This is a genomic window from Bacillus oleivorans, assembly GCF_900207585.1.
In the GTDB taxonomy this organism is placed as follows: Bacteria; Bacillota; Bacilli; order Bacillales; family JC228; genus Bacillus_BF; species Bacillus_BF oleivorans.
In genome coordinates, this window is sequence record NZ_OAOP01000007.1 from 128,454 (window position 1) to 152,235 (window position 23,782).

24 protein-coding genes are annotated in these 23,782 nt (G+C 41.4%); all 24 read left to right on the forward strand.

What is annotated here, in order from left to right:
• Nucleotides 1–15 precede the first annotated feature (15 nt).
• The 24 genes from sdaAA (at nucleotide 16) to sucC (ending at nucleotide 23,774) form a co-directional block, all read left to right on the forward strand.
• Entirely contained in the window at nucleotides 16–906 is an 891-nt protein-coding gene (gene sdaAA, locus CRO56_RS15575) for an L-serine ammonia-lyase, iron-sulfur-dependent, subunit alpha (protein WP_097159550.1), read from the forward strand.
• Nucleotides 899–2,947, forward strand: coding sequence for an ATP-dependent DNA helicase RecG (gene recG, locus CRO56_RS15580; RefSeq protein ID WP_097159551.1), 2,049 nt, complete (start codon nucleotides 899–901; stop codon nucleotides 2,945–2,947). The genes sdaAA and recG overlap by 8 nt, the downstream gene beginning before the upstream one ends.
• Before the next feature lie 105 nt (nucleotides 2,948–3,052).
• Nucleotides 3,053–3,649: a transcription factor FapR gene (gene fapR, locus CRO56_RS15585; RefSeq protein ID WP_097159552.1), complete on the forward strand. Its 597-nt coding sequence runs from the start codon at nucleotides 3,053–3,055 to the stop codon at nucleotides 3,647–3,649.
• Nucleotides 3,633–4,616: a phosphate acyltransferase PlsX gene (plsX, locus tag CRO56_RS15590; protein WP_097159553.1), complete on the forward strand. Its 984-nt coding sequence runs from the start codon at nucleotides 3,633–3,635 to the stop codon at nucleotides 4,614–4,616. The genes fapR and plsX overlap by 17 nt, the downstream gene beginning before the upstream one ends.
• A 14-nt stretch (nucleotides 4,617–4,630) precedes the next feature.
• On the forward strand, nucleotides 4,631–5,572 hold the full coding sequence (gene fabD / locus CRO56_RS15595; protein ID WP_097159554.1) for an ACP S-malonyltransferase: 942 nt from the start codon (nucleotides 4,631–4,633) through the stop codon (nucleotides 5,570–5,572).
• 12 nt (nucleotides 5,573–5,584) lie between these two features.
• Nucleotides 5,585–6,328, forward strand: coding sequence for a 3-oxoacyl-[acyl-carrier-protein] reductase (gene fabG / locus CRO56_RS15600; RefSeq protein WP_097159555.1), 744 nt, complete (start codon nucleotides 5,585–5,587; stop codon nucleotides 6,326–6,328).
• A gap of 114 nt (nucleotides 6,329–6,442) precedes the next feature.
• Complete coding sequence (locus CRO56_RS15605) at nucleotides 6,443–6,676, forward strand: acyl carrier protein (protein WP_097159556.1); 234 nt, start codon at nucleotides 6,443–6,445, stop codon at nucleotides 6,674–6,676.
• A gap of 649 nt (nucleotides 6,677–7,325) precedes the next feature.
• On the forward strand, nucleotides 7,326–8,063 hold the full coding sequence (rnc, locus tag CRO56_RS15610) for a ribonuclease III (protein WP_097159557.1): 738 nt from the start codon (nucleotides 7,326–7,328) through the stop codon (nucleotides 8,061–8,063).
• Nucleotides 8,064–8,103: 40 nt separating this feature from the next.
• Nucleotides 8,104–11,670, forward strand: a complete 3,567-nt coding sequence (smc, locus tag CRO56_RS15615; RefSeq protein WP_097159558.1) for a chromosome segregation protein SMC — start codon at nucleotides 8,104–8,106, stop codon at nucleotides 11,668–11,670.
• A 13-nt stretch (nucleotides 11,671–11,683) separates the two neighbouring features.
• A complete protein-coding gene (gene ftsY / locus CRO56_RS15620) occupies nucleotides 11,684–12,673 on the forward strand; it encodes a signal recognition particle-docking protein FtsY (protein ID WP_097159559.1) in 990 nt (329 codons plus the stop codon).
• A gap of 418 nt (nucleotides 12,674–13,091) precedes the next feature.
• Nucleotides 13,092–13,424 (forward strand): putative DNA-binding protein, encoded by a 333-nt coding sequence (locus tag CRO56_RS15625; protein ID WP_097159560.1) that lies wholly within the window; start codon nucleotides 13,092–13,094, stop codon nucleotides 13,422–13,424.
• A gap of 13 nt (nucleotides 13,425–13,437) precedes the next feature.
• Entirely contained in the window at nucleotides 13,438–14,787 is a 1,350-nt protein-coding gene (gene ffh, locus CRO56_RS15630) for a signal recognition particle protein (protein ID WP_097159561.1), read from the forward strand.
• 95 nt (nucleotides 14,788–14,882) lie between these two features.
• On the forward strand, nucleotides 14,883–15,155 hold the full coding sequence (gene rpsP / locus CRO56_RS15635) for a 30S ribosomal protein S16 (RefSeq protein ID WP_097159562.1): 273 nt from the start codon (nucleotides 14,883–14,885) through the stop codon (nucleotides 15,153–15,155).
• 8 nt (nucleotides 15,156–15,163) lie between these two features.
• Nucleotides 15,164–15,403 (forward strand): KH domain-containing protein, encoded by a 240-nt coding sequence (locus CRO56_RS15640; protein WP_097159563.1) that lies wholly within the window; start codon nucleotides 15,164–15,166, stop codon nucleotides 15,401–15,403.
• A gap of 130 nt (nucleotides 15,404–15,533) precedes the next feature.
• Nucleotides 15,534–15,920: a YlqD family protein gene (locus tag CRO56_RS15645; RefSeq protein WP_097159564.1), complete on the forward strand. Its 387-nt coding sequence runs from the start codon at nucleotides 15,534–15,536 to the stop codon at nucleotides 15,918–15,920.
• 7 nt (nucleotides 15,921–15,927) lie between these two features.
• A complete protein-coding gene (gene rimM / locus CRO56_RS15650) occupies nucleotides 15,928–16,443 on the forward strand; it encodes a ribosome maturation factor RimM (protein ID WP_097159565.1) in 516 nt (171 codons plus the stop codon).
• On the forward strand, nucleotides 16,443–17,171 hold the full coding sequence (gene trmD, locus CRO56_RS15655; RefSeq protein WP_097159566.1) for a tRNA (guanosine(37)-N1)-methyltransferase TrmD: 729 nt from the start codon (nucleotides 16,443–16,445) through the stop codon (nucleotides 17,169–17,171). The genes rimM and trmD overlap by 1 nt, the downstream gene beginning before the upstream one ends.
• Nucleotides 17,172–17,310: 139 nt before the next feature.
• Complete coding sequence (rplS, locus tag CRO56_RS15660; RefSeq protein ID WP_097159567.1) at nucleotides 17,311–17,655, forward strand: 50S ribosomal protein L19; 345 nt, start codon at nucleotides 17,311–17,313, stop codon at nucleotides 17,653–17,655.
• A gap of 504 nt (nucleotides 17,656–18,159) precedes the next feature.
• On the forward strand, nucleotides 18,160–18,720 hold the full coding sequence (gene lepB / locus CRO56_RS15665; protein ID WP_097159568.1) for a signal peptidase I: 561 nt from the start codon (nucleotides 18,160–18,162) through the stop codon (nucleotides 18,718–18,720).
• 50 nt (nucleotides 18,721–18,770) lie between these two features.
• Nucleotides 18,771–19,616: a ribosome biogenesis GTPase YlqF gene (ylqF, locus tag CRO56_RS15670; RefSeq protein WP_097159648.1), complete on the forward strand. Its 846-nt coding sequence runs from the start codon at nucleotides 18,771–18,773 to the stop codon at nucleotides 19,614–19,616.
• A gap of 87 nt (nucleotides 19,617–19,703) precedes the next feature.
• Nucleotides 19,704–20,468 (forward strand): ribonuclease HII, encoded by a 765-nt coding sequence (locus CRO56_RS15675; protein WP_097159569.1) that lies wholly within the window; start codon nucleotides 19,704–19,706, stop codon nucleotides 20,466–20,468.
• 91 nt (nucleotides 20,469–20,559) lie between these two features.
• Nucleotides 20,560–22,242, forward strand: coding sequence for a hypothetical protein (locus CRO56_RS15680; RefSeq protein WP_097159570.1), 1,683 nt, complete (start codon nucleotides 20,560–20,562; stop codon nucleotides 22,240–22,242).
• Nucleotides 22,239–22,517, forward strand: a complete 279-nt coding sequence (locus CRO56_RS15685) for an EscU/YscU/HrcU family type III secretion system export apparatus switch protein (RefSeq protein ID WP_097159571.1) — start codon at nucleotides 22,239–22,241, stop codon at nucleotides 22,515–22,517. The genes CRO56_RS15680 and CRO56_RS15685 overlap by 4 nt, the downstream gene beginning before the upstream one ends.
• 96 nt (nucleotides 22,518–22,613) lie before the next feature.
• Entirely contained in the window at nucleotides 22,614–23,774 is a 1,161-nt protein-coding gene (gene sucC / locus CRO56_RS15690) for an ADP-forming succinate--CoA ligase subunit beta (protein ID WP_097159572.1), read from the forward strand.
• Nucleotides 23,775–23,782 lie beyond the last annotated feature (8 nt).

Below are 23,782 nucleotides of genomic sequence, written 5' to 3' on the forward strand. Positions count from 1 at the left end.
AAGGGGGTTCATACCTTGTTATTTAGAAACGTTGCTGAATTAGTTAATCTCGCTGAATCTGAAAATAAAAAGATCAGTGATATCATGATTGAACAAGAATTGCTTGTGACGAGAAGATCTCGTGAAGAAATTATAGAACAAATGGAAAAGAATCTTGAAGTGATGGAACGTTCCGTTGAAAGAGGCCTAGAGGGTGTTAAGTCCCATTCAGGTCTTACGGGTGGCGATGCAGTTCTTATTCAAGAATATATTAAAAAGGGAAAAACATTAACAGGGGCAACTATTTTAGACGCAGTCAGCAAAGCGGTTGCAACCAATGAAGTAAATGCTGCGATGGGTGTCATTTGTGCAACTCCGACTGCAGGTTCAGCAGGCGTAGTTCCGGGCACACTATTTGCTGTAAAAGAGAAGTTAAACCCTACGCGGGAAGAAATGGTTCGTTTTCTATTTACATCTGGAGCGTTTGGTTTTGTGGTTGCGAATAACGCGTCGATATCAGGCGCTGCTGGAGGATGCCAAGCAGAAGTTGGATCAGCATCCGGAATGGCTGCCGCAGCTATCGTAGAAATGGCTGGGGGCACACCGAGTCAGTGTGCAGAAGCGATGGCGATCACTTTAAAAAACATGCTTGGTCTTGTTTGTGATCCGGTGGCTGGTTTGGTGGAAGTTCCATGTGTTAAAAGAAATGCCATGGGTGCAGCCAATGCGATGGTTGCTGCAGATATGGCACTGGCAGGTGTTACAAGCAGAATTCCGTGTGATGAAGTGATTGATGCCATGTTCAGAATTGGCCAAATGATGCCATATGCATTGAAAGAAACTGCACAAGGAGGATTGGCAGCGACACCAACAGGAAAAGAGCTAGAAGCGAAAATCTTTGGTAGCGCTCGCACTAACCGTGACTAATCATTTACTCATTCCTGTGACCGAAGTAAAGGGAATAGGCGAAAAGATTGAAGCCCAGCTTAATGAGCTGGGTATTTTAACCGTTCAGGATTTAATTGAATACCCGCCTTACCGTTATGAGGATTACCGCTTGCGGAACCTGACAGATGTTCGACATGATGAAAGGGTGACGGTACAGGGGAAAATCCATAGTGAACCTTCGGTGATGTATTTTGGCAGAAGAAAATCGAGACTCTTGGTTCGGCTTTTGGCTGGGAATATCTTGATTAAAGTAGTTTTTTTTAATCAGCCCTACCTGAAAAAAAAACTCGAGGTGAATCAGCTGATTACCGTAACGGGGAAATGGGATCAGCACCGGCAAACGATAACCGCGCAAGAATGGAAAATGGGTGTATCTAGAGAAGGCGATTCCTTCCAGCCGGTCTATGCATTAAAGGGTGATGTCAAGCTTTATGAAATGCGGAAATGGATTGGACAAGCTCTGATTCAATTTGGCAGCGAGATTGAAGAAATTCTCCCAGAGACGATGTTAAAGCAATACAAGCTTTACAATCGGAAGAGGGCATTCAAAGCGCTTCATCAGCCACAGAACGAGATCGACTTAAAGCAAGCAAGAAGGCGCTTTGTCTATGAGGAATTATTGTTGTTTCAATTAAAAATGCAGGCCTTGCGGAAAATTGAAAGGGAACAGTCAGGCGGGACGTCTGTTTCTTACTCTGATGAAAGAGTCAAAGAATTTATTGGTTCTCTCCCTTTTCAGCTAACATCTGCGCAAACCAAAGTGGTTAATGAGATTTTAAAAGATATTAAAGCCCCTGCAAGAATGAATCGCCTGCTTCAAGGAGACGTTGGTTCTGGTAAAACGATTGTTGCTGCGATAGCCCTGTTTGCAGTCAGTACTGCGGGATTACAGGGAGCTCTCATGGTGCCGACTGAGATTTTAGCTGAGCAGCACGCGAATTCTTTATTTGAATTATTAGATCCAATGGGAGTAAATCTCGCGTTGTTAACTAGTTCTGTTAAAGGAAAAAAACGGCGTGAATTATTAGAACGGCTAAAACATGGTGAAATTGATATTGTAATAGGAACTCATGCCCTGATTCAAGATGAGGTCGAATTCCAAAACCTTGGTCTCGTTATTACAGATGAGCAGCATCGCTTTGGCGTGGAACAAAGAAAGGTTTTAAGGGAAAAAGGCTATCATCCTGATGTTTTATTTATGACGGCAACGCCTATCCCTAGAACGCTTGCGATTACGGCATTTGGAGAAATGGATGTATCAACGATTGACCAGATGCCTGCTGGCAGAAAGAAAATTAAAACCTATTGGGCGAAGCCTGATCAATTGGATCGAGTATTAATCGGAATGGAACGGGAGCTGCAAAAGGGAAGACAAGCCTATTGTATCTGTCCGCTTATTGAGGAATCCGAAAAATTAGATGTTCAGAATGCGATTGATGTTCATGCTGTACTCCAGCAGCACTTCCAAAACCGTTACAAGGTCGGACTGATGCATGGGAGATTATCAAGCGAGGAAAAAGATGAGGTTATGAGGGCGTTTACGGCTAATGAGGTCCAGGTGCTCGTTGCTACGACGGTTGTAGAAGTCGGTGTTAATGTACCAAATGCGACTTTTATGCTGATCTATGATGCAGAAAGATTTGGTCTGTCGCAGCTTCACCAGCTCCGCGGCCGGGTTGGCCGCTCGGATCATCAATCATATTGTATCTTACTGGCTGATCCAAAGGGAGAAACGGGTCAGGAGCGGATGAAAATTATGACCGAAACCTCCAATGGCTTTGAACTAAGTGAAAGAGATTTAGAACTGCGCGGTCCTGGGGATTTTTTCGGAAAAAAACAAAGCGGTCTGCCAGAGTTTAAATATGCAGATCTGGTCCATGATTATCGTGCTCTCGAAACTGCCCGGCAAGATGCGGTTGAAATGATTCAGTCAAGGGCATTTTGGGAAGCCCCTGAATTTCAGAAGCTTCGGCAAAAATTAATAGAATCTGGTGCTTTTGAAGCCCAGTCCTTCGATTAAAAGTAGATTGCGAGGAAGAATAGTTCTTCTTGCAATCTGCTTTTTTTAATTATATACTACTATTAGTACCTAGTCATAATAGTACGGATGGTGTCAGATCATATTATGAAAATGAATAAAAAAGAGAGACAAAAACAGCTTTCACAAACGATAAAAGAAAATCCTTTTATAACGGATGAAGAACTGGCTGAAAAATATTTGGTTAGTGTACAAACGATCCGTTTAGACAGGATGGAGTTATCGATTCCCGAATTAAGGGAAAGGATTAGAAATGTGGCAGAAAAACAGCTGGATCAAGAAGTTCGTTCACTGCCAATTGATGAGATAATAGGGGATATCATTGATATACAGCTAGACGAGAGTGCAATCAGTATTTTTGATGTTCAAAAAGAACATGTATTTAAGAGAAACCAAATTGCACGGGGACACCATTTGTTTGCACAGGCCAACTCATTGGCTGTTGCGGTTATCAATGATGAGCTGGCATTAACAGCCAAAGCCAATATCCAATTCATTCGCCAAGTCAAAGAAAATGAGCGGGTTATTGCCAAAGCTAAGGTCAAAAAAACCGATATGAGTATTGCCCGGACCATTGTTGAAGTCAATAGCTTTGTAGGGCAAGAGCTCGTTTTTAAAGGTGAATTTGAAATGTTTCGTTCAAATAATGAAGGAAGGGTCGATCATCATGAAGATAGCCATTGATGCGATGGGGGGAGACCATGCACCTGAGGAAATCATAAAGGGCGTAGATAAGGCGTTAACGGCATTTCCAGATGTTGATTTTATAGTAGCCGGAGATCAGGATAAGATTAATCCAATCTTACAAGCTTCAGATCGAGTGCAAATTTTACATACAACTGAAGTGATTTCTTCGCACGATGAACCAGTGAGGGCAGTCAGAAGGAAGAAGGATGCTTCCATGGTGCTTGCTGCCAATGAAGTGAAGGAAGGACGTGCAGATGCGTGTATTTCCGCTGGAAACACAGGTGCATTGATGGCAGCCGGACTTTTTGTAGTCGGCCGAATTGCTGGCATTGACCGGCCGGCCTTAGCTCCAACTCTTCCAACTGTGGATGGCAAAGGCTTTTTATTGTTAGATGTTGGCGCCAATGCGGATGCGAAGCCGGAACATCTTTATCAATATGCGATGATGGGCCATGTCTATGCAAAGGAAGTTAGAGGTCTTGAGAAACCAAGGATTGGTTTATTAAATATCGGGACAGAAGAACAAAAAGGCAATGAACTGACAAAGGCAGCATTTACATTAATGAAGGAAGCTCCGTTTCATTTTGTAGGGAACGTAGAAGCCCGTGATTTGCTCGACGGAGTAGCAGATGTTGTTGTGACTGATGGTTTCACTGGAAATTCCGTTTTAAAAACGGTAGAAGGCACAGCATTGTCTCTTTTTAAAATGCTAAAAGCTTCGCTTATGAGTTCGACTAAATCAAAATTAGGAGCCCTGCTCTTAAAAAATGAATTCAAACAATTAAAAGATAAATTAGATTACTCAGAGTACGGAGGAGCCGCTCTCTTTGGGTTAAATGCTCCTGTAATTAAAGCACATGGATCATCTGATGCAACGGCCCTTTTCCATGCAATCAGACAAACGAGAGAAATGGTGCAAAAGGATGTTCCTTCTATTATCAGGCAATCGGTAGAACAAGGATAAGGGAGAGATAATAAATGGGTAAAATCGCCTTTATTTTTCCAGGACAAGGCTCGCAAACCGCCGGAATGGGAAAAGAGCTTGCAGATAACCATGAACAGGTTAAAGCCTATTTTGACAAAGCGGACGAGGTCTTAGATTATAAATTGTCAGATTTAATTTTTAACGGGCCTCAAGCCACATTAACAAAAACAGCCAATGCACAACCAGCTCTTTTAACAACAAGTATCGCGATTCTTGAAAGATTAAAAGCACTAACGATCGAACCTGATTTCGTTGCAGGGCATTCTTTAGGAGAATATACAGCTCTTGTCGCTGCAGGAGCCCTGTCGTTTGAAGACGGGGTTTATGCGGTCAGACAGCGCGGCTTGTTTATGGAAGAAGCTGTTCCGAGCGGAAAAGGAGCGATGTCAGCCGTCTTAGGATTAGAGCGTGACCCTTTAAAACAGATAACGGAACAAGTGACGAGCGAAGGAGCTTCTGTGCAGCTTGCGAATTTAAACTGTCCCGGACAGATTGTTATTTCCGGAACAAAAGAAGGAGTTGCTCTTTGCTCAGAACGGGCTAAAGAAGCCGGTGCCAAACGCGTGATTCCTCTTGAAGTAAGCGGACCATTTCATTCTTCGCTAATGAAGCCAGCCAGTGAACAATTACATAATGTATTACAAGAATTAAACTGGAAAAATGCATCTGTGCCTGTAATTGTCAATGTAAACGCAGAACCAGTGCAGGAAAAAGACGAACTGATTCGGCTGCTGGTGGAACAGCTCTATTCGCCGGTTTTATGGGAAGACTCTGTTAGCACCATGATTAATCTTGGTGTCGATACGTTTATTGAAATAGGACCTGGAAAAGTACTTTCAGGTTTGGTTAAAAAGGTAAACAGACAAGTAAAAACCTATGCCGTTCAGGATGAAGAATCATTCCAGCAGCTTGCTGAAAGTTTGAAAGGTGATTAAGGAGGGAGTCCGTTGAGGTTAAAAGGAAAAGCAGCCTTAGTAACAGGAGCATCAAGAGGAATTGGCAGAGCCATTGCGATCGAACTGGCGAAAGAAGGGGCAAATGTAGCCGTAAACTTTGCCGGAAGTGAAGCAAAAGCACATGCTGTGGTTGATGAAATTAAAGCGCTAGGTGTTCAGGCGTTTGCGATTCAAGGAGATGTAGCCAATACTGAGGATGTACAAAGAATCATAACAGAAACGATGAATCAATTTGGCACTATTGATATTTTAGTCAATAATGCCGGTATTACCCGAGACAATCTTCTGATGAGAATGAAGGAAGAAGAGTGGGACTCTGTGATTAACACAAATTTAAAAGGCGTATTTCTTTGCACAAAAGCGGTCACACGTCCAATGATGAAACAAAGAAGCGGGAGAATCATCAATATTTCCTCGATTGTCGGCGTAAGCGGCAATCCTGGACAAGCCAATTATGTCGCGGCAAAAGCGGGCGTAATTGGTTTAACAAAAACAGCTGCAAAAGAATTAGCATCGAGAGGAATCACTGTCAATGCAGTTGCTCCTGGTTTTATTACGACAGACATGACAGAGGAGCTCAGTGATGAGCTAAAAGCTGAAATGCTGAAGCAAATTCCTCTAGGAAAGCTTGGAAATCCTGAGGATATTGCCAAAACCGTTTTGTTTCTTGCATCAGATGACAGTGCCTATATGACCGGACAAACACTCCATGTTGACGGTGGAATGGTAATGTGATAGATATTAACTAATTGAACACATGTCCATCTATCCGCCTTGGCCGGTCTTGTGCTTGTCGGGGCTTTAGCAAAGCGCTTTCTAAATTCAAACTTGAGGGGAGGTGAAAGGAAGATGGCAGACGTACTAGATCGTGTAACAAAAATCATTGTTGACCGTCTTGGAGTTGATGCCTCTGAGGTCAAGCTTGAGGCTTCTTTTAAGGATGATCTTGGTGCAGATTCCCTTGATGTTGTTGAGCTTGTAATGGAACTTGAAGATGAGTTCGACATGGAAATTTCCGACGATGATGCTGAAAAGATTGTCACAGTTGGCGACGCTGTGAATTACATACAAAGCCAAATGTAACAAATAGGAAAGCTCCCGTGTTTGCGGGGGTTTTTTCAATTTATTGGATTTGGAAGAGGGTATGAATGGCGGGCCATAAATGGATTTATTAATTGGGATAGCAGTTCTGGAGGAGAAAATATTGGTGGCAAGCAGGGGATGAGTCCTTGCTATAAGATCTATTCGATCCCCAGGTAAGAAATCGGGGGTGTAAAGGACCGGAATCACAAGATGAGATTTTGGGAGAGTCCTTGATGGGTGCACTAAAGGTGGGTAAATTGAAGGTGAGTGTGGAAAAGGTCCTTGATATGGATCCTAAATGACCTAAAAAAGCAGATGAGCATAGGGAACGTCTTTTATGGGAGTTCTAAATGACCAAAACAGCAGGTGCAATGGGAAAAAGTCATTGATACGGTGATGAAAGCCTGTGGGCTATGGGATATGTCCACAAAAGCGGTAGACGGACAAAACCGGGCGAGCAAGCTATGGAAATGCCTATCATAACCAGCATGACGGACAAAACCCATATAATCAAAACCCAAGAAAAACCCTCATGCTGGTTGATTCTGTAAAAACTTTTATACGAAGGATTCAGAAAGGCTTTGAACTTCCTTTCATTTTAGAATAAACTGTTGATGTGTGTATTTTTGACAGGTTAGGTGACGCGTAGATGAACAGAGGAAAACGAGATTGGAAAAAGCATCAGGCTTTGTTTCAGCAATTTCAAGAAAGAATCAAGATTCAGTTTCACAATGAAAGGCTATTATGGCAAGCTTTTACACATTCATCCTATGTGAATGAGCATCGTAAAAAGCCATTTGAAGATAATGAGAGACTTGAATTTCTAGGAGATGCAGTATTAGAACTGACAGTATCAAGATTTTTATATTTGCAATATCCAACGATGTCTGAAGGCCAGTTAACCAAGCTTCGGGCAGCGATTGTTTGCGAACCTTCCCTTGTTGCATTTGCAAACTCCCTTTCTTTTGGCGATCTGATATTACTTGGAAAAGGCGAGGAAATGACGGGAGGAAGAGAAAGACCCGCGCTGCTTGCGGATGTGTTTGAAGCATTTATCGGTTCTTTATATTTAGATCAGGGTATAGACCAAGTTTTTGCTTTCCTAGAAAAATGGGTGTTTCCAAAGATTCAAGAGGGTGCTTTTTCTCATGTGATGGATTTTAAAAGTCAGCTGCAAGAATATATCCAGCGTGAAGGAACTGGTCATCTTACCTATGAAATCGTAGAAGAAAAAGGGCCAGCCCATAACCGTGAATTTGTTTCACAGGTTTTATTAAATGGTGAAGAATTAGGTGTTGGCAGTGGCAGATCAAAAAAAGAGGCGGAACAACATGCTGCGCAAATGGCCCTACAAAAATTAAAACAGCCCGAGAAAAAGGATGTATAGAATTATATGAAAAAGGATTTTGGGATGAGGAGGAATCTGTATGTTTCTCAAACGTCTTGATGTTGTCGGATTTAAGTCGTTTGCCGAGCGGGTTTCCGTTGATTTTGTGCCCGGTGTCACTGCCGTAGTCGGACCAAACGGGAGCGGAAAAAGTAATATTACAGATTCAATCCGTTGGGTACTTGGAGAGCAATCAGTCCGGTCACTGCGCGGCTCCAAAATGGAAGATATTATTTTTGCCGGAAGCGATAGCCGCAAAGCTTTAAACTTTGCGGAGGTTACGTTAACCTTGGATAATCATGATCAGGCACTGCCGCTTGAATACGAAGAAGTAAGTGTCACCCGCCGAGTCTATCGTTCGGGTGAAAGTGAGTTTTTTATCAATAAGCAATCCTGCCGTCTTAAAGATATAGTGGAATTATTTATGGATTCTGGACTAGGAAGAGAAGCTTTTTCGATTATCAGCCAAGGGCGGGTCGAAGAAATTTTAAATTCAAAGCCTGAAGAAAGACGCTCAATCTTTGAAGAAGCAGCGGGTGTTTTAAAATATAAAACTCGGAAAAAGAAGGCAGAAGGAAAGCTTGAAGAAACAGAAGGGAACTTACACCGGGTTCAGGATATTTTACACGAATTGGAAGGACAAATTGAACCACTACGGATGCAAGCTTCCATTGCAAAAGACTACCTTGAACAAAAAGAACAGCTTGAATCTATTGAAGTAGCTGTATTGGTATATGAGATTGAGGACTTACATAAACGCTGGCAAGAGATTTCACAGAACCTTGAAGAATTTAAAGATAAAGAAATGCATCATTCCCGCGAATTGCAGCAAAAGGAATCCGAAGCGGAAAACTACCGGAATCAAATTGCAGCCCTTGATGAATCTGTTCAAGACCTTCAGCAAGTGCTTCTGCAAACGAGTGAAGAACTTGAAAAATTAGAGGGCCGAAAAGAAGTTATGAAAGAGCGCCTGAAAAACTCTGAGGTCAATCAGGCACAGCTGAAAAAATCGGTTGAAGAGCTTACAGAAAGAAAAGAGGTTCTTTCTAAACAGCTGCTAACCTATGAACAAAACTATAAAATTGAAAAAAGTGAGCAAAAAGAAATACAGGACAAGTTATCGGCTAAAGAAGCTCAGCTGCAATATGTGGATGAAAGTATCGAAGAACAGATTGAAGCTCTGAAAAGTGAATATATTGAATGGCTCAATGATGAGGCACGCAAAAAGAATGAGCTAGAACATATTCAGGAGCAAAAATCACAAATTGGCAAAAAATCAGATCGATTGCTAAATGAAAACCAGGTATGGCTAGAACAACGAGACCGTTTGCGTGAACAAAAGCAGGAAAAAGAAACGCAATATACAAGCTTGAAAAACCAATTTGATCAGGTAAAGCTTCGGTTAACCGAGACTGAAAGCAAACTCCATTCGTTAAATGACTCTTACGAGAAACAGGAAAAAACCTTATATAAAGCGTATCAGTTTCTGCAGCAGGCAAAATCAAGAAAAGAAATGCTGGAGGAAATGGAGGCTGATTATGCAGGTTTCTTTCAGGGTGTAAAAGAAGTATTAAAGTCCCGCAACCGCCTCTCCGGAATTTATGGAGCTGTTGCTGAGCTAATTAACGTTGAAAAGACCTATGAAGTAGCGGTGGAAACAGCGCTTGGCGGTGCAATGCAAAACATCGTCGTCGAAAATGAAGAAGATGCCCGCAAGGCGATTCAGTTTTTAAAGTCAAACTCTTACGGCCGTGCTACCTTTTTACCGTTAACAGTTATGAAAAGCCGGGAAATCGGGGAGCAGCTCCTCCGTTCTGTTGCAGGACACCCGAATTTTGTGGGAATTGCCAGCGATATTGTCAGTTTTGAGCCGAAGTTTTCCAATGTAATTAAACACTTGCTTGGCAATGTAGTTGTCACCCAGGATTTAAAAAGTGCCAACGAGATTGCGCGAAAGCTCGATTTTCGCTATCGGATCGTGACATTAGAAGGAGACGTGGTCAACCCTGGTGGTTCTATGACTGGCGGTACAACACGCCAAAAGACTTCTTCCGTTTTAAGCCGAAAACAAGAGCTCGATGAATTAATGAAAAAGCTGCAAGACATGGAAGCAAAAACATTAAAACTAGAAAACCATGTCAAAAATATTAAAGCTGAAATTGAGCACTATAATCAGGAAATCCGTCATTTGCGCCAAAAGGTAGAAGAATTCCGTGAGCAGGAACAAGAATTAAAAGGTGAGTTAAGAGAAATTGAGCTAAATGAGAAAAACATCCAGGAGAAATTAACGATGTTTGATCTCGAAACCAAGCAATTTGGAGATGACGAGAACCAACTAGTAACACGCGAGAAAACATTAGAAGCGGAACTAGCTGAGACTAAAAATAAGATTGCCCAATTAAATCAGCAAATCGAACAAATGACAGCAGAAAAGAAAAATGCACAAAGTTCAAAAGAAACACTTCAGAATGAAATTGGGGAATTAAAAGTTCAACTGGCTGCCAAAAAAGAAAAGGTTCAAAATGCCAAGCAATTGCTTGAATCAACTGAAATCGAGCTTGAATCAGCAGCAGCCCGTCTGCATGACGTTCAAGAGGAACTTTCCTATCTTACAAGTGAGATGGAAAAGACTACAACAGGTGAAAGCGACCTTTCGATTCAAGCTAAAGAAAAAGCGAAGCAAAAAGAAGAGACGATTGAATTAATATCTGCAAGACGGAACCAGCGGGTTGCTTTATATGAAAAGCTTGATACGCTTGAAGCGGATATAAAAGAGCTAAAACGCTTATATAAAGGAATTACTGAGCATTTGAAGGATCAAGAAGTGAAAATGAACCGTCTTGATGTTGAACTCGAAAGCCGCCTGCAGCAGCTTCAAGAGGATTATATGATGACATTTGAAGCCGCTCGCGAGGATTATCCTTTACCTCTTCCGATTGAAGAAGCGAAAAAGAAGGTAAAATTAATTAAAAAAGCTATTGAAGAGCTAGGAACAGTCAATCTCGGTGCTATTGAAGAATTTGACCGCGTTTCTGAACGATTTGCTTTCTTAACGGAACAAAAAGAAGACTTGGAATCTGCTAAAAACACACTTTTCGATGTGATTAGCGAAATGGATGACGAAATGTCGAAGCGTTTTGGCCATACTTTTGACCAAATCCAAGGCCAGTTTAATTCCGTATTTCGTGCTCTTTTTGGCGGTGGACGAGCCGATTTGATATTGTCCGATCCGGATGATCTGTTAAATACTGGAGTCGATATCGTTGCTCAGCCCCCTGGGAAAAAGCTGCAAAATCTTAGTCTGTTATCTGGCGGAGAAAGAGCATTAACAGCGATCGCCTTGCTCTTTTCAATATTAAAAGTACGTCCTGTTCCGTTTTGCGTGCTGGACGAGGTTGAAGCAGCTTTGGACGATGCCAATGTCTATCGTTTTAGTCAATACTTAAAAGAGTTCAGCAAAGATACACAATTTATTGTCATTACCCATCGAAAAGGGACGATGGAGGGGGCCGATGTATTATACGGTGTAACCATGCAGGAATCCGGAGTCTCCAAATTAGTTTCGGTCCGGCTTGAGGATTCAAAGGAATTGGTAACCTCGCCATAAAGGAGTGATCAATATGAGTTTTTTTAAACGGTTAAAAGAAAAAATTACTCAACAAACCGATTCAGTATCTGAGAAATTCAAAGAAGGTTTAACGAAAACAAGAACGCAATTTGCTGATAAAGTCAATGACTTGGTTGCCCGTTACCGGAAAGTCGATGAAGACTTTTTCGAAGAGCTCGAAGAAATTTTAATCGGTGCCGATGTAGGTTTTAATACGGTAATGGAATTAGTCGATGAATTAAAAATGGAAGTGAAGCGCCGTAATATCACAGACCCTGCTGTTGTAAGAGATGTAATCACTGAAAAACTAGTTGAAATTTATCAGGCAGGAGATGAGGCACCGTCAAAGCTAAACCTCAATGAGGAAGGATTAACTGTTATTCTGTTTGTCGGTGTCAATGGAGTAGGAAAAACGACTTCGATTGGAAAACTGGCACACAATTTTAAGCAAGAAGGCAAACAAGTGCTCTTGGCAGCAGGCGACACCTTCCGTGCAGGCGCGATCGACCAGCTTGAAGTCTGGGGCCAGCGTGTCGGCGTAGATGTTATTAAACAGGGAGAAGGGTCTGACCCTGCTGCCGTCATGTATGATGCGGTAAAAGCAGCAAAAGCACGCGGAGTCGACATTTTGTTATGTGATACAGCAGGCCGCCTCCAAAACAAGGTCAACCTAATGAAAGAGCTTGAAAAAGTCAAAAGAGTCATCGAACGGGAAATACCGGGTGCCCCGCATGAAGTATTGCTTGTACTGGATGCGACAACTGGACAAAATGCCATGATTCAAGCGAAACAATTTAAAGAAACAACTGATGTTTCCGGGATTGTACTGACAAAGCTAGACGGAACAGCCAAGGGTGGAATTGTCTTAGCGATTCGCAATGAATTAAAAATTCCAGTCAAATTTGTCGGACTCGGCGAAAAAATGGACGATCTTCAAGAGTTCAATGCCGAACAATATGTATATGGTCTATTTGCCGGATTGGCGGATGAAGGAGTAGAATAAAGTGAAAAAACGGGGCGGTGTGGCCTCGTTTTTTTCGTTGTTTGGAAATCTTAAAATTCTCGACTTGTAGATACGTTTTGATAATAGGTAAAAGCCAGATATCAGAAGTCATAATGGTTTGTACGGGTCATAAAATTGTTCGCATCGGACGAAATTGATTTTTATGGGTCAAAATTCCGTTCTATCGGTCGTAATGGGTTTCTGCAGTCAAATTTCATTTTTATGGGTCAAATCGAGGTGTCTGCGGTTCAAAATCGGGATTCTATCGGTCAAACCTGTAGTTGCTGTGTTCCATCAAAACCCCACCCACTCCCTGCATCCTCCTACCACCGATATACCCCCTCCAACCTTGACAATTCCCTATTCCTCCAGTATTCTATTGATGTAAAGTCTTTTCACTTAACAAGGGGGCGCTTATATGCTTGAAAAGACAACACGAATGAATTATTTATATGATTTTTATCAGGCGCTATTAACCCCAAAGCAACGAAACTATATGTCTCTCTACTATCTAGACGATTTCTCTCTCGGTGAAATTGCGGAGGAATATCAAATCAGCCGTCAGGCTGTTTATGATAATATAAAGAGGACTGAGGCGATGCTGGAGGAGTATGAAGAAAAATTGTTGCTGCTGCAGAAATTTCAAGAGCGTTCGAAGCTCCTTAATGAATTGAAGGAGCTAATCGAAGCAGGAGAGAGCAACAAAGATGCATTGTTAAAGCCAATACAAGCTCTTGAAAAATTAGAGTAAGGGGGCTCTTTGTATGGCCTTTGAAGGACTATCGGAACGTCTGCAGAACACGATCCAGAAGATTAAAGGAAAAGGTAAGGTTTCAGAATCAGACGTTAAAGACATGATGAGGGATGTCCGTCTTGCTTTACTAGAAGCAGACGTTAATTTTAAAGTTGTGAAAGACTTTGTCAAGCGTGTCAGTGAACGGGCTGTTGGACAAGAGGTCATGAAAAGTCTGACGCCTGGTCAACAGGTTATTAAAGTGGTTAAAGAAGAATTAACCAACTTAATGGGTGGAGAGCAAAGCAAAATTGCCGTAAACAATAGACCGCCAACCGTGATTATGATGGTAGGTCTGCAGGGTGCCGGTAAAACAACGACAACCGGTAAGCTCGCCAACCTTTTAAGAAAAAAATATAACCGTAAACCGCTTATGGCTGCTGCTGATATTTATCGTCCTGCTGCAATCAAGCAGCTGGAGACGCTAGGCAAACAGCTATCGATGCCTGTTTTTTCATTAGGTGATCAGGTTAGTCCTGTTGAAATCGCGAGACAAGCGATTGAAAAGGCAAAGGAAGAGCATCATGACTATGTGTTAATCGATACAGCAGGACGCTTGCACATTGATGAAACGCTAATGGATGAGCTCAAGCAAATTAAAGAAGTGGCAAAACCAGACGAAATTCTGCTTGTTGTCGATGCGATGACAGGGCAGGATGCCGTTAACGTGGCACAAAGCTTTAATGAGCAGCTCGGCATTACTGGGGTCGTTTTAACCAAGCTTGATGGCGATACACGCGGCGGTGCTGCATTATCCATTAGAGCCGTTACGGAAAAGCCGATTAAGTTTGCCGGATTGGGCGAAAAGTTAGACGCGCTTGAACCGTTCCATCCAGAGCGGATGGCGTCGAGAATCCTGGGGATGGGGGATGTCCTTTCCCTCATTGAGAAAGCGCAGGAATCAGTGGATGCTGAAAAAGCGAAAGAACTTCAAGAAAAAATTAAAACCCAATCGATTACGCTTGATGATTTTCTTGAACAGCTTGGCCAAGTCAGAAAAATGGGACCGCTAGATGATCTTCTCAATATGATCCCAGGTGCCAATAAAATGAAGGGCATGAAAAACCTTCAAGTCGACGAAAAGCAGATTGGTAAGGTAGAAGCGATTATTCGTTCCATGACAAAAAAGGAAAAAGAAGATCCATCCATCATTAATGCGAGCCGTCGCAAACGAATTGCGGCTGGAAGCGGTACGACCGTTCCTGAGGTCAACCGATTGCTTAAGCAATTCGATGAAATGAAAAAAATGATGAAGCAAATGACAAGTATGACTAAGGGTAAGAAAAAGGGTGGATTTAAACTTCCTTTCAATCCTTTTTAAAAAAATATTACCTGTAAAGAAAAAACACTTTACAACCTAAAATCTATTTGATATTATACTATCTTGTGTGAAACTATTCGGAGGTGCTATTAATTATGGCAGTAAAAATTCGTTTAAAACGTATGGGAGCAAAAAAATCTCCTTTTTATCGTATTGTTGTAGCAGATTCTCGTTCTCCTCGTGATGGACGTTCTATTGAAACTATTGGTACTTACAATCCAGTTATGCAGCCAGCAGAAGTTAAAATTAACGAAGAGCTAGCTCTTAAATGGCTGCAAACAGGTGCGAAGCCATCTGATACAGTTCGTAATCTATTCTCACAACAAGGCATCATGGAAAAATTCCACAACCTAAAATACGGTAAATAAGAGGGCCTATGAAAGAGCTCATTAAAACGATTGTCAAGCCCCTTGTCGAATTTCCGGAAGATGTTAGCGTTGATGTTGTGGAAGAAACCAATAGCGTTACCTACAAGCTTTCTGTCAACAAGAATGACATCGGGAAAGTAATAGGAAAGCAAGGGCGCGTAGCTAAGGCGATACGTACGGTTGTCTATGCTGCCGCTGCAGCAAGACATGACGAATCGAAAAAAGTGTATGTTGATATCGTTGACTAAAAAGGAGGGGACATACCCTCCTTTTTTGTACATAATAGGGTTGCTGCATAAGTTTCCCTTCCTGTAGCATAATGTTCAAATATCTAAAAAGCTCCTTTGTCCAATTTAAAAACGAAGGGGAGTCCTTTATATGAAAATTATTAAAAAGATAGCTGTAAAACAAGTACTGACGGAAGAAAGTAAAAGGGTGATATCGCACAAACTACAATTTGAAGGATCGCAGCTTCGGAAAGAATGTGAGCAGCTTTTATTCGAAATGAAAAAGGCCGAACGTTCAACTAAAGGAAAGTTTAATGCTTTGCGTACCAGCTTCTTAAAGGAAATTGAGAGAAGGGAAGCTAAACTAAAATCAATTGAATTTCAATTGGAGCAGTTAGAGATTGTACCGCTTGGGACGGAAATTAAAGAGTCTGAGGTAGAAGCTATCTTAGAAATCAAGGAAGGCGACCACTGGGATAAGATCGCCAAAGAGATTATTGTGGAAAACGGAATCGTAAAAGAAATACGTAGAGGGTGACCGATTGATGGATAGATGGTTCAATGTCGGAAAAATTGTCAATACACATGGTCTGCGCGGAGAAGTGCGAGTTATTTCCCGTACTGATTTCGCTGAGGAGAGATACAAAACCGGTAATACGCTGTATTATTTTTCTGAAAAGGAAAATCGTCCAATCCCGCTTACAGTAAAAAGCCATCGATCGCATAAGGGCTTCGATTTATTAACGTTTGAGGGATACGATTCAATCCAAGCTGCTGAACCTTTAAAAGGCGGACTGCTAAAAATTAAGGAAGACCAGTTGTCCAGTCTGGATGAGAATGAATTTTATTTCCATGAAATCATCGGTTGTGAAGTATTTACAGTCAGCGGTGAAAAAATTGGAAAAATTAAAGAGATACTAACACCAGGTGCCAATGATGTTTGGGTAGTTAAAGGCAATCGGAAGGAATACTATATTCCGTATATTGAGGATGTTGTTCAATCGATTGATATAAATGAAAAAAGAATTACAATAACTCCAATGGAAGGGCTGCTAGACTAATGAAAATTGATGTTCTTTCTCTCTTCCCTGAGATGTTTACAGGTGTTTTAGAATCTTCTATTTTAAAAAAAGCCAGTGAACAGAAGGCTGTATCCTATCATGTTACAAATTTTAGGGAATATGCAGACAATAAGCATAAAACAGTCGATGATTACCCGTATGGCGGCGGAGCTGGAATGGTACTAAAGCCACAGCCCATTTTTGATGCGGTAGAAGCTTTAACAAAAGAGAAAAAACCCCGGGTTATTTTGCTATGTCCTCAGGGTGAAGTTTATTCACAGAGCAAAGCTGAGGAATTAGCGAAAGAGGATCACCTACTTTTTATTTGCGGACATTATGAGGGATATGATGAAAGAATACGAGAACACTTGGTCACAGATGAAATTTCAATTGGGGATTATGTTCTGACAGGCGGAGAGCTTGCGGCGATGGTGATTATTGATAGTGTTGTGAGACTCCTTCCTGGTGTCCTGGGAAACGAACAATCGCCAATAGAGGATTCCTTTTCAAAATGTGGTCTGCTCGAGCACCCACATTATACACGGCCGGCCGATTTTAGAGGAATGAAGGTTCCAGAAGTGTTAACTTCAGGACACCATGAAAAAATAGAAGAATGGCGGGAAAAGGAGTCACTGCTTAGGACTTATCAGCGCCGCCCTGAGTTACTCGAAAGAGCTTCACTCACAGAAAAACAGAAAAAGTGGTTAGAAGAATTGAAAAAACAATAGAGTGTATTGAAAACTATATTTGAATATGGTAAGATAGCAGTTGTGACTTAGACAGAAATCGTCTGATAGGTCAGTGAATACGATGTTCCGCTGCGATCAATTAGAATTGTAAGAGCATCTGTCGAAGGAGTTGAAGATCATGCATCCAATTATTCAAGAAATTACGAAGGATCAGCTTCGTACGGATCTTCCACAATTCCGTCCTGGTGATACTGTACGTGTACACGTAAAGGTTATCGAGGGAACACGTGAACGTATTCAGGTGTTCGAAGGCGTTGTGATTAAGCGTCGCGGAGGCGGAATTAGCGAGACTTTTACAGTACGTAAAGTTTCTTATGGTGTTGGTGTTGAACGTACTTTCCCAGTACACACACCAAAAATTGCGAAGCTTGAAGTAGTTCGTCGCGGTAAAGTTCGTCGTGCAAAACTTTACTATCTACGTAACCTACGCGGTAAAGCTGCAAGAATTAAAGAAATTAGATAATAAACCGTTTAACAGGCGAGGAATGAAGACCATTCCTCGCCTGTTGCTTTTTGGTCAATAAGTTGTGCTCTAGCACTAGGATTTTCCCCTTTCAAATATAATTTAAGCTCTTCTTCAAGATTTTCGCGCTATTATTGAAAGTTTTTCTGCATAAATTATTAATTTGTTCTAACATTGAAATCACTGCTTCCAAAATTTTTCGCTCGAACTACTCGTATCGCCGCTCTAAAACTTTAAATTTTCGCTGTCTCTCCAACCGCTGGTATACCCGCTCCAAAACTTTTAATTGTCGTTCCAACCGCTCGCTTGACCGCTCCAATGCCTCCAATTCAGCCCCAATCCATAACTACATGCTCCAAAATCAAAATTTCTGCTCCAACCATGGACTTCCCGCTCCATCCGCCGAAATCATCCTAATTTTCACATTTCCATCATCCATTGTAGAGATATGCGGAATTGTTTAGTACAATAAAAAGGGAAGCTTGAAAAGGGCGAGGTATTGGGATGGAACAATCAAAAAAACAAAAAAATGAATTATGGGAATGGGTAAAGGCATTTTTTATTGCCATTGGTCTAGCCATTATTATTCGGCAATTTTTCTTTGCTCCAATCATTGTGGATGGATATTCGATGATGCCTACACTGGAAGACCAAGATCGGATGATTGTTAATAAGATCAGTTATACAATAGGAAGTCCTCAACGGTTTGATATTATTGTGTTTAGGGCACCTGAAGGAAGAGACTACATAAAACGCGTAATTGGGCTGCCAGGCGATACGATTGAATATAGGAATGATGTTCTTTATATTAATGGTAAACCGTATGAGGAACCGTATTTAGAAGCATATAAAAAAGAAGAATTATCGGGGCCGTTAACGTTTTCCTTTACATTAGAGGATGTCATTGGACGTGAAATGGTACCAGAAGGACATGTGTTTGTCATGGGAGATAACCGCAGATTAAGTAAGGATAGCCGTCATATTGGTCCTGTTCCTTTTGATGTGATCCTCGGAAAAACCAGTTTAGTTTTTTGGCCGTTTGAAGAGATTGGGTTTGTAGAATAATAAGGTCAAATTACTTGAAGAAAGCGTAGAGAGTGAGTGTTAATCATAAAATGACCATTCAATGGTACCCGGGCCATATGGCCAAAGCAAAGAGACAGATTTTAGAGAAAATAAAATTAGTCGATATCGTGATTGAAATTGTAGATGCAAGAATTCCCTTATCGTCACGAAATCCAATGGTAAATGAAATTGCACACCAAAAACGGCGGCTTATTCTTTTAAATAAGAGTGACTTAGCCGATCCGTCTGTCACCAAAGAATGGATGAATTATTTTACTGCTGACGATATGAGTGTGCTTGCGATAAATGCTCATCAATCCTCTGATATCAAAAGAGTGATCCAGCAGGCGAAACAGTTGATGAAGGACAAACATGCTGCTCTTCGTGAAAAGGGCGTTACCCCTAGAGCCATCAGGGCTCTTATTGTAGGAATCCCGAATGTAGGGAAATCCTCATTCATTAATCAGCTTGCAGGAAAGAATATTGCAAAAACAGGAAATACACCAGGGGTGACAAAAGCGCAGAGCTGGATTAAATCGGGCAAGGATTTCGAGTTACTGGATACACCAGGGATTCTATGGCCAAAGTTTGAGGATCAAGAGGTAGGGTATCGCCTGGCTGTGACGGGTGCGATTAAAGATACCATCCTGCCGCTGCAAGACATTGCAGCTTATGCCTTAAAGTACTTAGGCGTGCATTATCCGGACCGATTAAAGGAAAGATATAATCTGCCTTCGATTTCAGATGATATGGCAGAACTTTTTAATCAGATCGGCAAAAAGCGCGGCTGTATTGTTTCAGGCGGAGAAGTTGACTGGGATCGTGTTGCTGAAATCGTTCTCCAAGAAATAAGAAATGGGAAACTAGGACCCCTATCATTTGAAACACCTGAATAGGTTAGGATATAAGGCCCTTTATATGGGTCTTTACTATTTTTTATGCCGGTCGATAAAGGAAGTATAAAAGGATTGAAGGTGCCATACATGCAGCGTTCGATACAAGAGATAAAGAGACAGTTAGAAAAGACTTCCAGTCCAAAAGATCCATTTATAAAAGAACTTCAGTCAGATTCAAGAAAAGGTGTTCAAACTCTTTTAGAGGGATTTATGAAACGGATTGAAAAAGAAAAACAAAAGAAGGCTCAATTTAAAAAGCTATCATCCTATGAACGTTATTATCGAAAGCAAGGTTATCGGGCTATTGCGGGCATTGACGAAGCAGGCCGGGGGCCTATCGCCGGACCTGTCGTCGCTTCTGCCGTGATTTTAAGTGAGAAAGCGTACATACCGGGGTTAAACGATTCGAAACAGCTATCGGAGGCGAAACGGGAAGAACTTTTTGAGCTGATTCACAATTCAGCCATTGCTATTGGAGTAGGGATGATCCATTCCAATGAAATTGATGAAATCAATATATATTGGGCGGCGCAAAAAGCCATGTTAGACGCAGTTCAGCATCTTGAGCAGCAGCCAGATTTTTTATTAATCGATGCGATGCCTTTAACGACACCGTATCCATCGGAATCTATTATAAAAGGGGATGCCAAAAGCATTTCTATTGCAGCCGCTTCGATTGTGGCAAAAGTTACGCGAGATCGGTATATGATTCAATTGGAGCAAAAGTTCCCAGGCTATGGATTTGATAAACATAAGGGATATGGTACGGCAGAACATATCGAAGCAATCCGCCGATTAGGGCTAATTTCAGAACACCGGAGAAGCTTTGCGCCTACCATGGATTTTCTGTAAGTAGTTTAATAACGATTTTGACATTAACCGCTAACCTTATTCCCCTTTGACTGAAAAAAGGTTTTTAAAGTTTCTAATGGAGGATAAAAAAATGAACACTACTTCTATACCAGGATTGGGTTCAATCTCTAACCATACTCCGCTGCGAACCGGAGATCTGATTCAGGCGAAGCTTGTACAGACAGGAAAAGACGGGAAAGCGGTTATTGTAATAAATGGCGAAACAATCGAGGCTAAACTCCTTACTCCATTAGAGGCTGGGAAAATGTATCTGTTTCAAATTGAGACATCTAAAAACGAGATCATTTTAAAACCTGTTCAAACCACTGCTTCTAATGAGCAAATACTAAAAGCTGAAATAATAAGTCAGCTTATGAAGCAGCTTGGAATCCAAAAGGGCAGCTGGGAACAAAGATTAGTCCGTCTGGCTGTTGAAGATGAATGGCTCGGGCAAGGCGGAGAAAAGCTTGCAGCGGCTTTAGATTGGCTCGCGAAGTCTTCTATGAAAAAACAAGATTTTCAAGTGATTGAATTTATGAGCCGGACCAATCTCCCATTTACAAAGCCTGTTTTTCAGAGCCTTTCTGCTCTTTTTTCCGAAAAAGACATAACGACTTTACTGCGATCATTTTCAATCGTCTCCAATTATCAGCCAGAAACAATTCAGAAACTAATTACACCATTAGAGACGAAGATTGGATATAGAATAGCCGAACAGGCCATATCACCATTAATGAAGCATCATGAAACAGCGAAGCAATTGCTGACTCAATTCATGCAATCATTTGCGGGGTCAGACACACTCCAGCCAAAGCTTTCTGTGAGCCAGGCTGGAACCACCGTTTCAATCCCAGCTGCTTTAAATCAAAGTTTCCAGACTGCCCCTGTCCAAGGACCACAAGAAATACTAATAAATAACCTTATATCAAAGGGGAACTTAAGTGAAGCCGGAGTAAACACGGCTGAAGAAAAAATTTTTCGAATAGAGGCCATTTCCTTTACAGCTGTGGAAAATATTGAAAGATTACTCAAACAAGAAATGAAGCTCCAATCGGATGCTCCTATTCTCCCTTCGCTAGGAAAATATGCGCTGACTGTAATTGCCGATAATAGGGGGCAGCTGTTTAATCAGCCACTGGCAACTCAGGAGGAGCTTTTGCAGTTCATTAGATTAGAGATTGCTGCCGAAATAAAAGCGGGTATAAAGGCACTTGGCATGAATTTAGAGGCCGAATTAGCCAAGCAAAGGACTGAAGGGTTAGAATCTCTTAAAACAACGCTATTACAGCTCATGCAGCAGGACCATGTCCCGCAAAAGCAACCGATTCAGGAATTACTTTCACACCTGCAGGGACAAAAGCTAGTCAGCTCTGAAATGGGTCCCATTATTCATTTATATACAAAATTGCCTTTTCCGCTATTAAATCAATTAAAGGATGCAGAAATTAGCTGGAACGGCAGAAGAACGAAAGATGGAAAGATAGATTCGTCACATTGCCGGGTTCTTTTTCATTTGCATCTAGAAGAGTTAGGAGAGACAATCTTAGATTTTCAGGTACAAAATCGAATTTCTACCCTTAATGTATTTCATAGAATGGAACAGTTTGTTCCGCCAAATGATGAAACAATCGATGGATTTAAACTTGGTATGAAGCAGCTGGGGTTTCATCTATCATCTCTTCAGTTTCAGTATGTTTCAGAGGAGGAGAAAAACAAGTTAACCCCTCTTTATCAAACTGTACAGCCTCAAACAAAGGTGGATATCAGGGTATGACGAAAGAAAAAAGAGTGGAAGCCGCAGCTTTAAAATATGACCAAAACCAGCACACTTCGCCAATCGTCGTTGCAAAAGGAAAGGGAAAGATTGCAGAAAATATCTTGGCTGCTGCCAGGGAACATCAGGTACCGATTCAAGAGGATCCGACCTTGCTCACCTTATTAGGACAACTAGATATCAATACGGCGATTCCAGAGGAATTATATGAAGCCGTTGCTGAAGTTTTTGCATTCATATATAAAGTGGATCAGCAGCAAAGTAAGAAGGAATAAAAGTTCAATTTCAAACATTATAGGTAGACATCTTATCTATCATTTTATAAAATGATAACGGCAGTCATTATACGTAAGACGTTAGGAGGACTGGATATGAATATCCATGAATACCAAGGTAAGGAAATCCTTAGAAAATATGGGGTATCAGTACCAAATGGTCGAGTGGCGTTTACAGCTGACGAAGCTGTAGAAGCTGCTAAAGAATTAGGTACGGCTGTAACCGTTGTCAAGGCTCAAATCCATGCAGGCGGACGTGGTAAAGCTGGCGGAGTAAAAATCGCTAAAAGTCTTGATGACGTACGTGCATATGCTGAAGAGCTACTCGGTAAAACATTAGTTACTCATCAAACTGGGCCAGAAGGTAAGGAAGTTAAACGCTTGCTTATCGAAGAAGGCTGTGATATCCAAAAAGAATACTATGTAGGGTTTGTATTGGACCGTGATTCTTCAAGAGTTGTATTAATGGCATCTGAAGAAGGCGGTACTGAAATCGAAGAGGTTGCTGAAAAAACTCCTGAGAAAATCTTTAAAGAGTACATCGACCCAGTGGTTGGTTTGACACCATTCCAAGCTCGTCGTATCGCGTTTAATATCAATATTCCAAAAGAACTTGTAAACCAATCAGTTAAATTTATGCTTGGGCTATATCAAGTATTCGTTGAAAAGGATTGTTCAATTGCCGAAATCAATCCGTTAGTTACAACAGGTGATGGAAGAGTTATGGCATTAGATGCAAAATTAAACTTTGATTCTAATGCGTTATACCGTCATAAAGATATTGTAGAATACCGTGATCTTGATGAGGAAGATCCAAAGGAAATCGAAGCATCTAAGTATGACCTGAGCTATATTTCGCTAAACGGAAATATCGGCTGTATGGTTAACGGTGCCGGACTGGCAATGGCAACATTGGATATCATCAAGCATTATGGCGGCGATCCTGCTAACTTCCTTGATGTTGGGGGCGGTGCAACAGCTGAGAAAGTTACAGAAGCTTTCAAAATCATTCTTTCAGATGAGAATGTAAAAGGAATCTTCGTAAACATTTTCGGCGGAATTATGAAGTGTGACGTTATTGCAACGGGTGTAGTAGAAGCAGCGAAGCAAGTAAGTCTGCAAGTACCGCTTGTTGTTCGTTTAGAAGGTACAAACGTAGAGCAAGGCAAAAAGATCTTAAACGAAAGCGGTTTAAACATTATTGCTGCTGAATCTATGGCAGACGGAGCACAAAAAATCGTTGCACAGGTGCAATAAGGAAAGGC

What these genes read in the sequence shown, in the direction of transcription:
- CRO56_RS15680 (WP_097159570.1), top strand. Translation starts at nt 20,560, where the DNA reads ATGAACACTACTTCTATACCAGGATTGGGTTCAATCTCTAACCATACT.
- ffh (WP_097159561.1), top strand. Translation starts at nt 13,438, where the DNA reads ATGGCCTTTGAAGGACTATCGGAACGTCTGCAGAACACGATCCAGAAG.
- CRO56_RS15675 (WP_097159569.1), top strand. Translation starts at nt 19,704, where the DNA reads ATGCAGCGTTCGATACAAGAGATAAAGAGACAGTTAGAAAAGACTTCC.
- CRO56_RS15605 (WP_097159556.1), top strand. Translation starts at nt 6,443, where the DNA reads ATGGCAGACGTACTAGATCGTGTAACAAAAATCATTGTTGACCGTCTT.
- CRO56_RS15645 (WP_097159564.1), top strand. Translation starts at nt 15,534, where the DNA reads ATGAAAATTATTAAAAAGATAGCTGTAAAACAAGTACTGACGGAAGAA.
- plsX (WP_097159553.1), top strand. Translation starts at nt 3,633, where the DNA reads ATGAAGATAGCCATTGATGCGATGGGGGGAGACCATGCACCTGAGGAA.
- rimM (WP_097159565.1), top strand. Translation starts at nt 15,928, where the DNA reads ATGGATAGATGGTTCAATGTCGGAAAAATTGTCAATACACATGGTCTG.
- rnc (WP_097159557.1), top strand. Translation starts at nt 7,326, where the DNA reads ATGAACAGAGGAAAACGAGATTGGAAAAAGCATCAGGCTTTGTTTCAG.
- CRO56_RS15625 (WP_097159560.1), top strand. Translation starts at nt 13,092, where the DNA reads ATGCTTGAAAAGACAACACGAATGAATTATTTATATGATTTTTATCAG.
- ylqF (WP_097159648.1), top strand. Translation starts at nt 18,771, where the DNA reads ATGACCATTCAATGGTACCCGGGCCATATGGCCAAAGCAAAGAGACAG.
- sucC (WP_097159572.1), top strand. Translation starts at nt 22,614, where the DNA reads ATGAATATCCATGAATACCAAGGTAAGGAAATCCTTAGAAAATATGGG.
- smc (WP_097159558.1), top strand. Translation starts at nt 8,104, where the DNA reads ATGTTTCTCAAACGTCTTGATGTTGTCGGATTTAAGTCGTTTGCCGAG.
- rpsP (WP_097159562.1), top strand. Translation starts at nt 14,883, where the DNA reads ATGGCAGTAAAAATTCGTTTAAAACGTATGGGAGCAAAAAAATCTCCT.
- lepB (WP_097159568.1), top strand. Translation starts at nt 18,160, where the DNA reads ATGGAACAATCAAAAAAACAAAAAAATGAATTATGGGAATGGGTAAAG.
- ftsY (WP_097159559.1), top strand. Translation starts at nt 11,684, where the DNA reads ATGAGTTTTTTTAAACGGTTAAAAGAAAAAATTACTCAACAAACCGAT.
- fapR (WP_097159552.1), top strand. Translation starts at nt 3,053, where the DNA reads ATGAAAATGAATAAAAAAGAGAGACAAAAACAGCTTTCACAAACGATA.
- CRO56_RS15685 (WP_097159571.1), top strand. Translation starts at nt 22,239, where the DNA reads ATGACGAAAGAAAAAAGAGTGGAAGCCGCAGCTTTAAAATATGACCAA.
- rplS (WP_097159567.1), top strand. Translation starts at nt 17,311, where the DNA reads ATGCATCCAATTATTCAAGAAATTACGAAGGATCAGCTTCGTACGGAT.
- CRO56_RS15640 (WP_097159563.1), top strand. Translation starts at nt 15,164, where the DNA reads ATGAAAGAGCTCATTAAAACGATTGTCAAGCCCCTTGTCGAATTTCCG.
- trmD (WP_097159566.1), top strand. Translation starts at nt 16,443, where the DNA reads ATGAAAATTGATGTTCTTTCTCTCTTCCCTGAGATGTTTACAGGTGTT.
- fabD (WP_097159554.1), top strand. Translation starts at nt 4,631, where the DNA reads ATGGGTAAAATCGCCTTTATTTTTCCAGGACAAGGCTCGCAAACCGCC.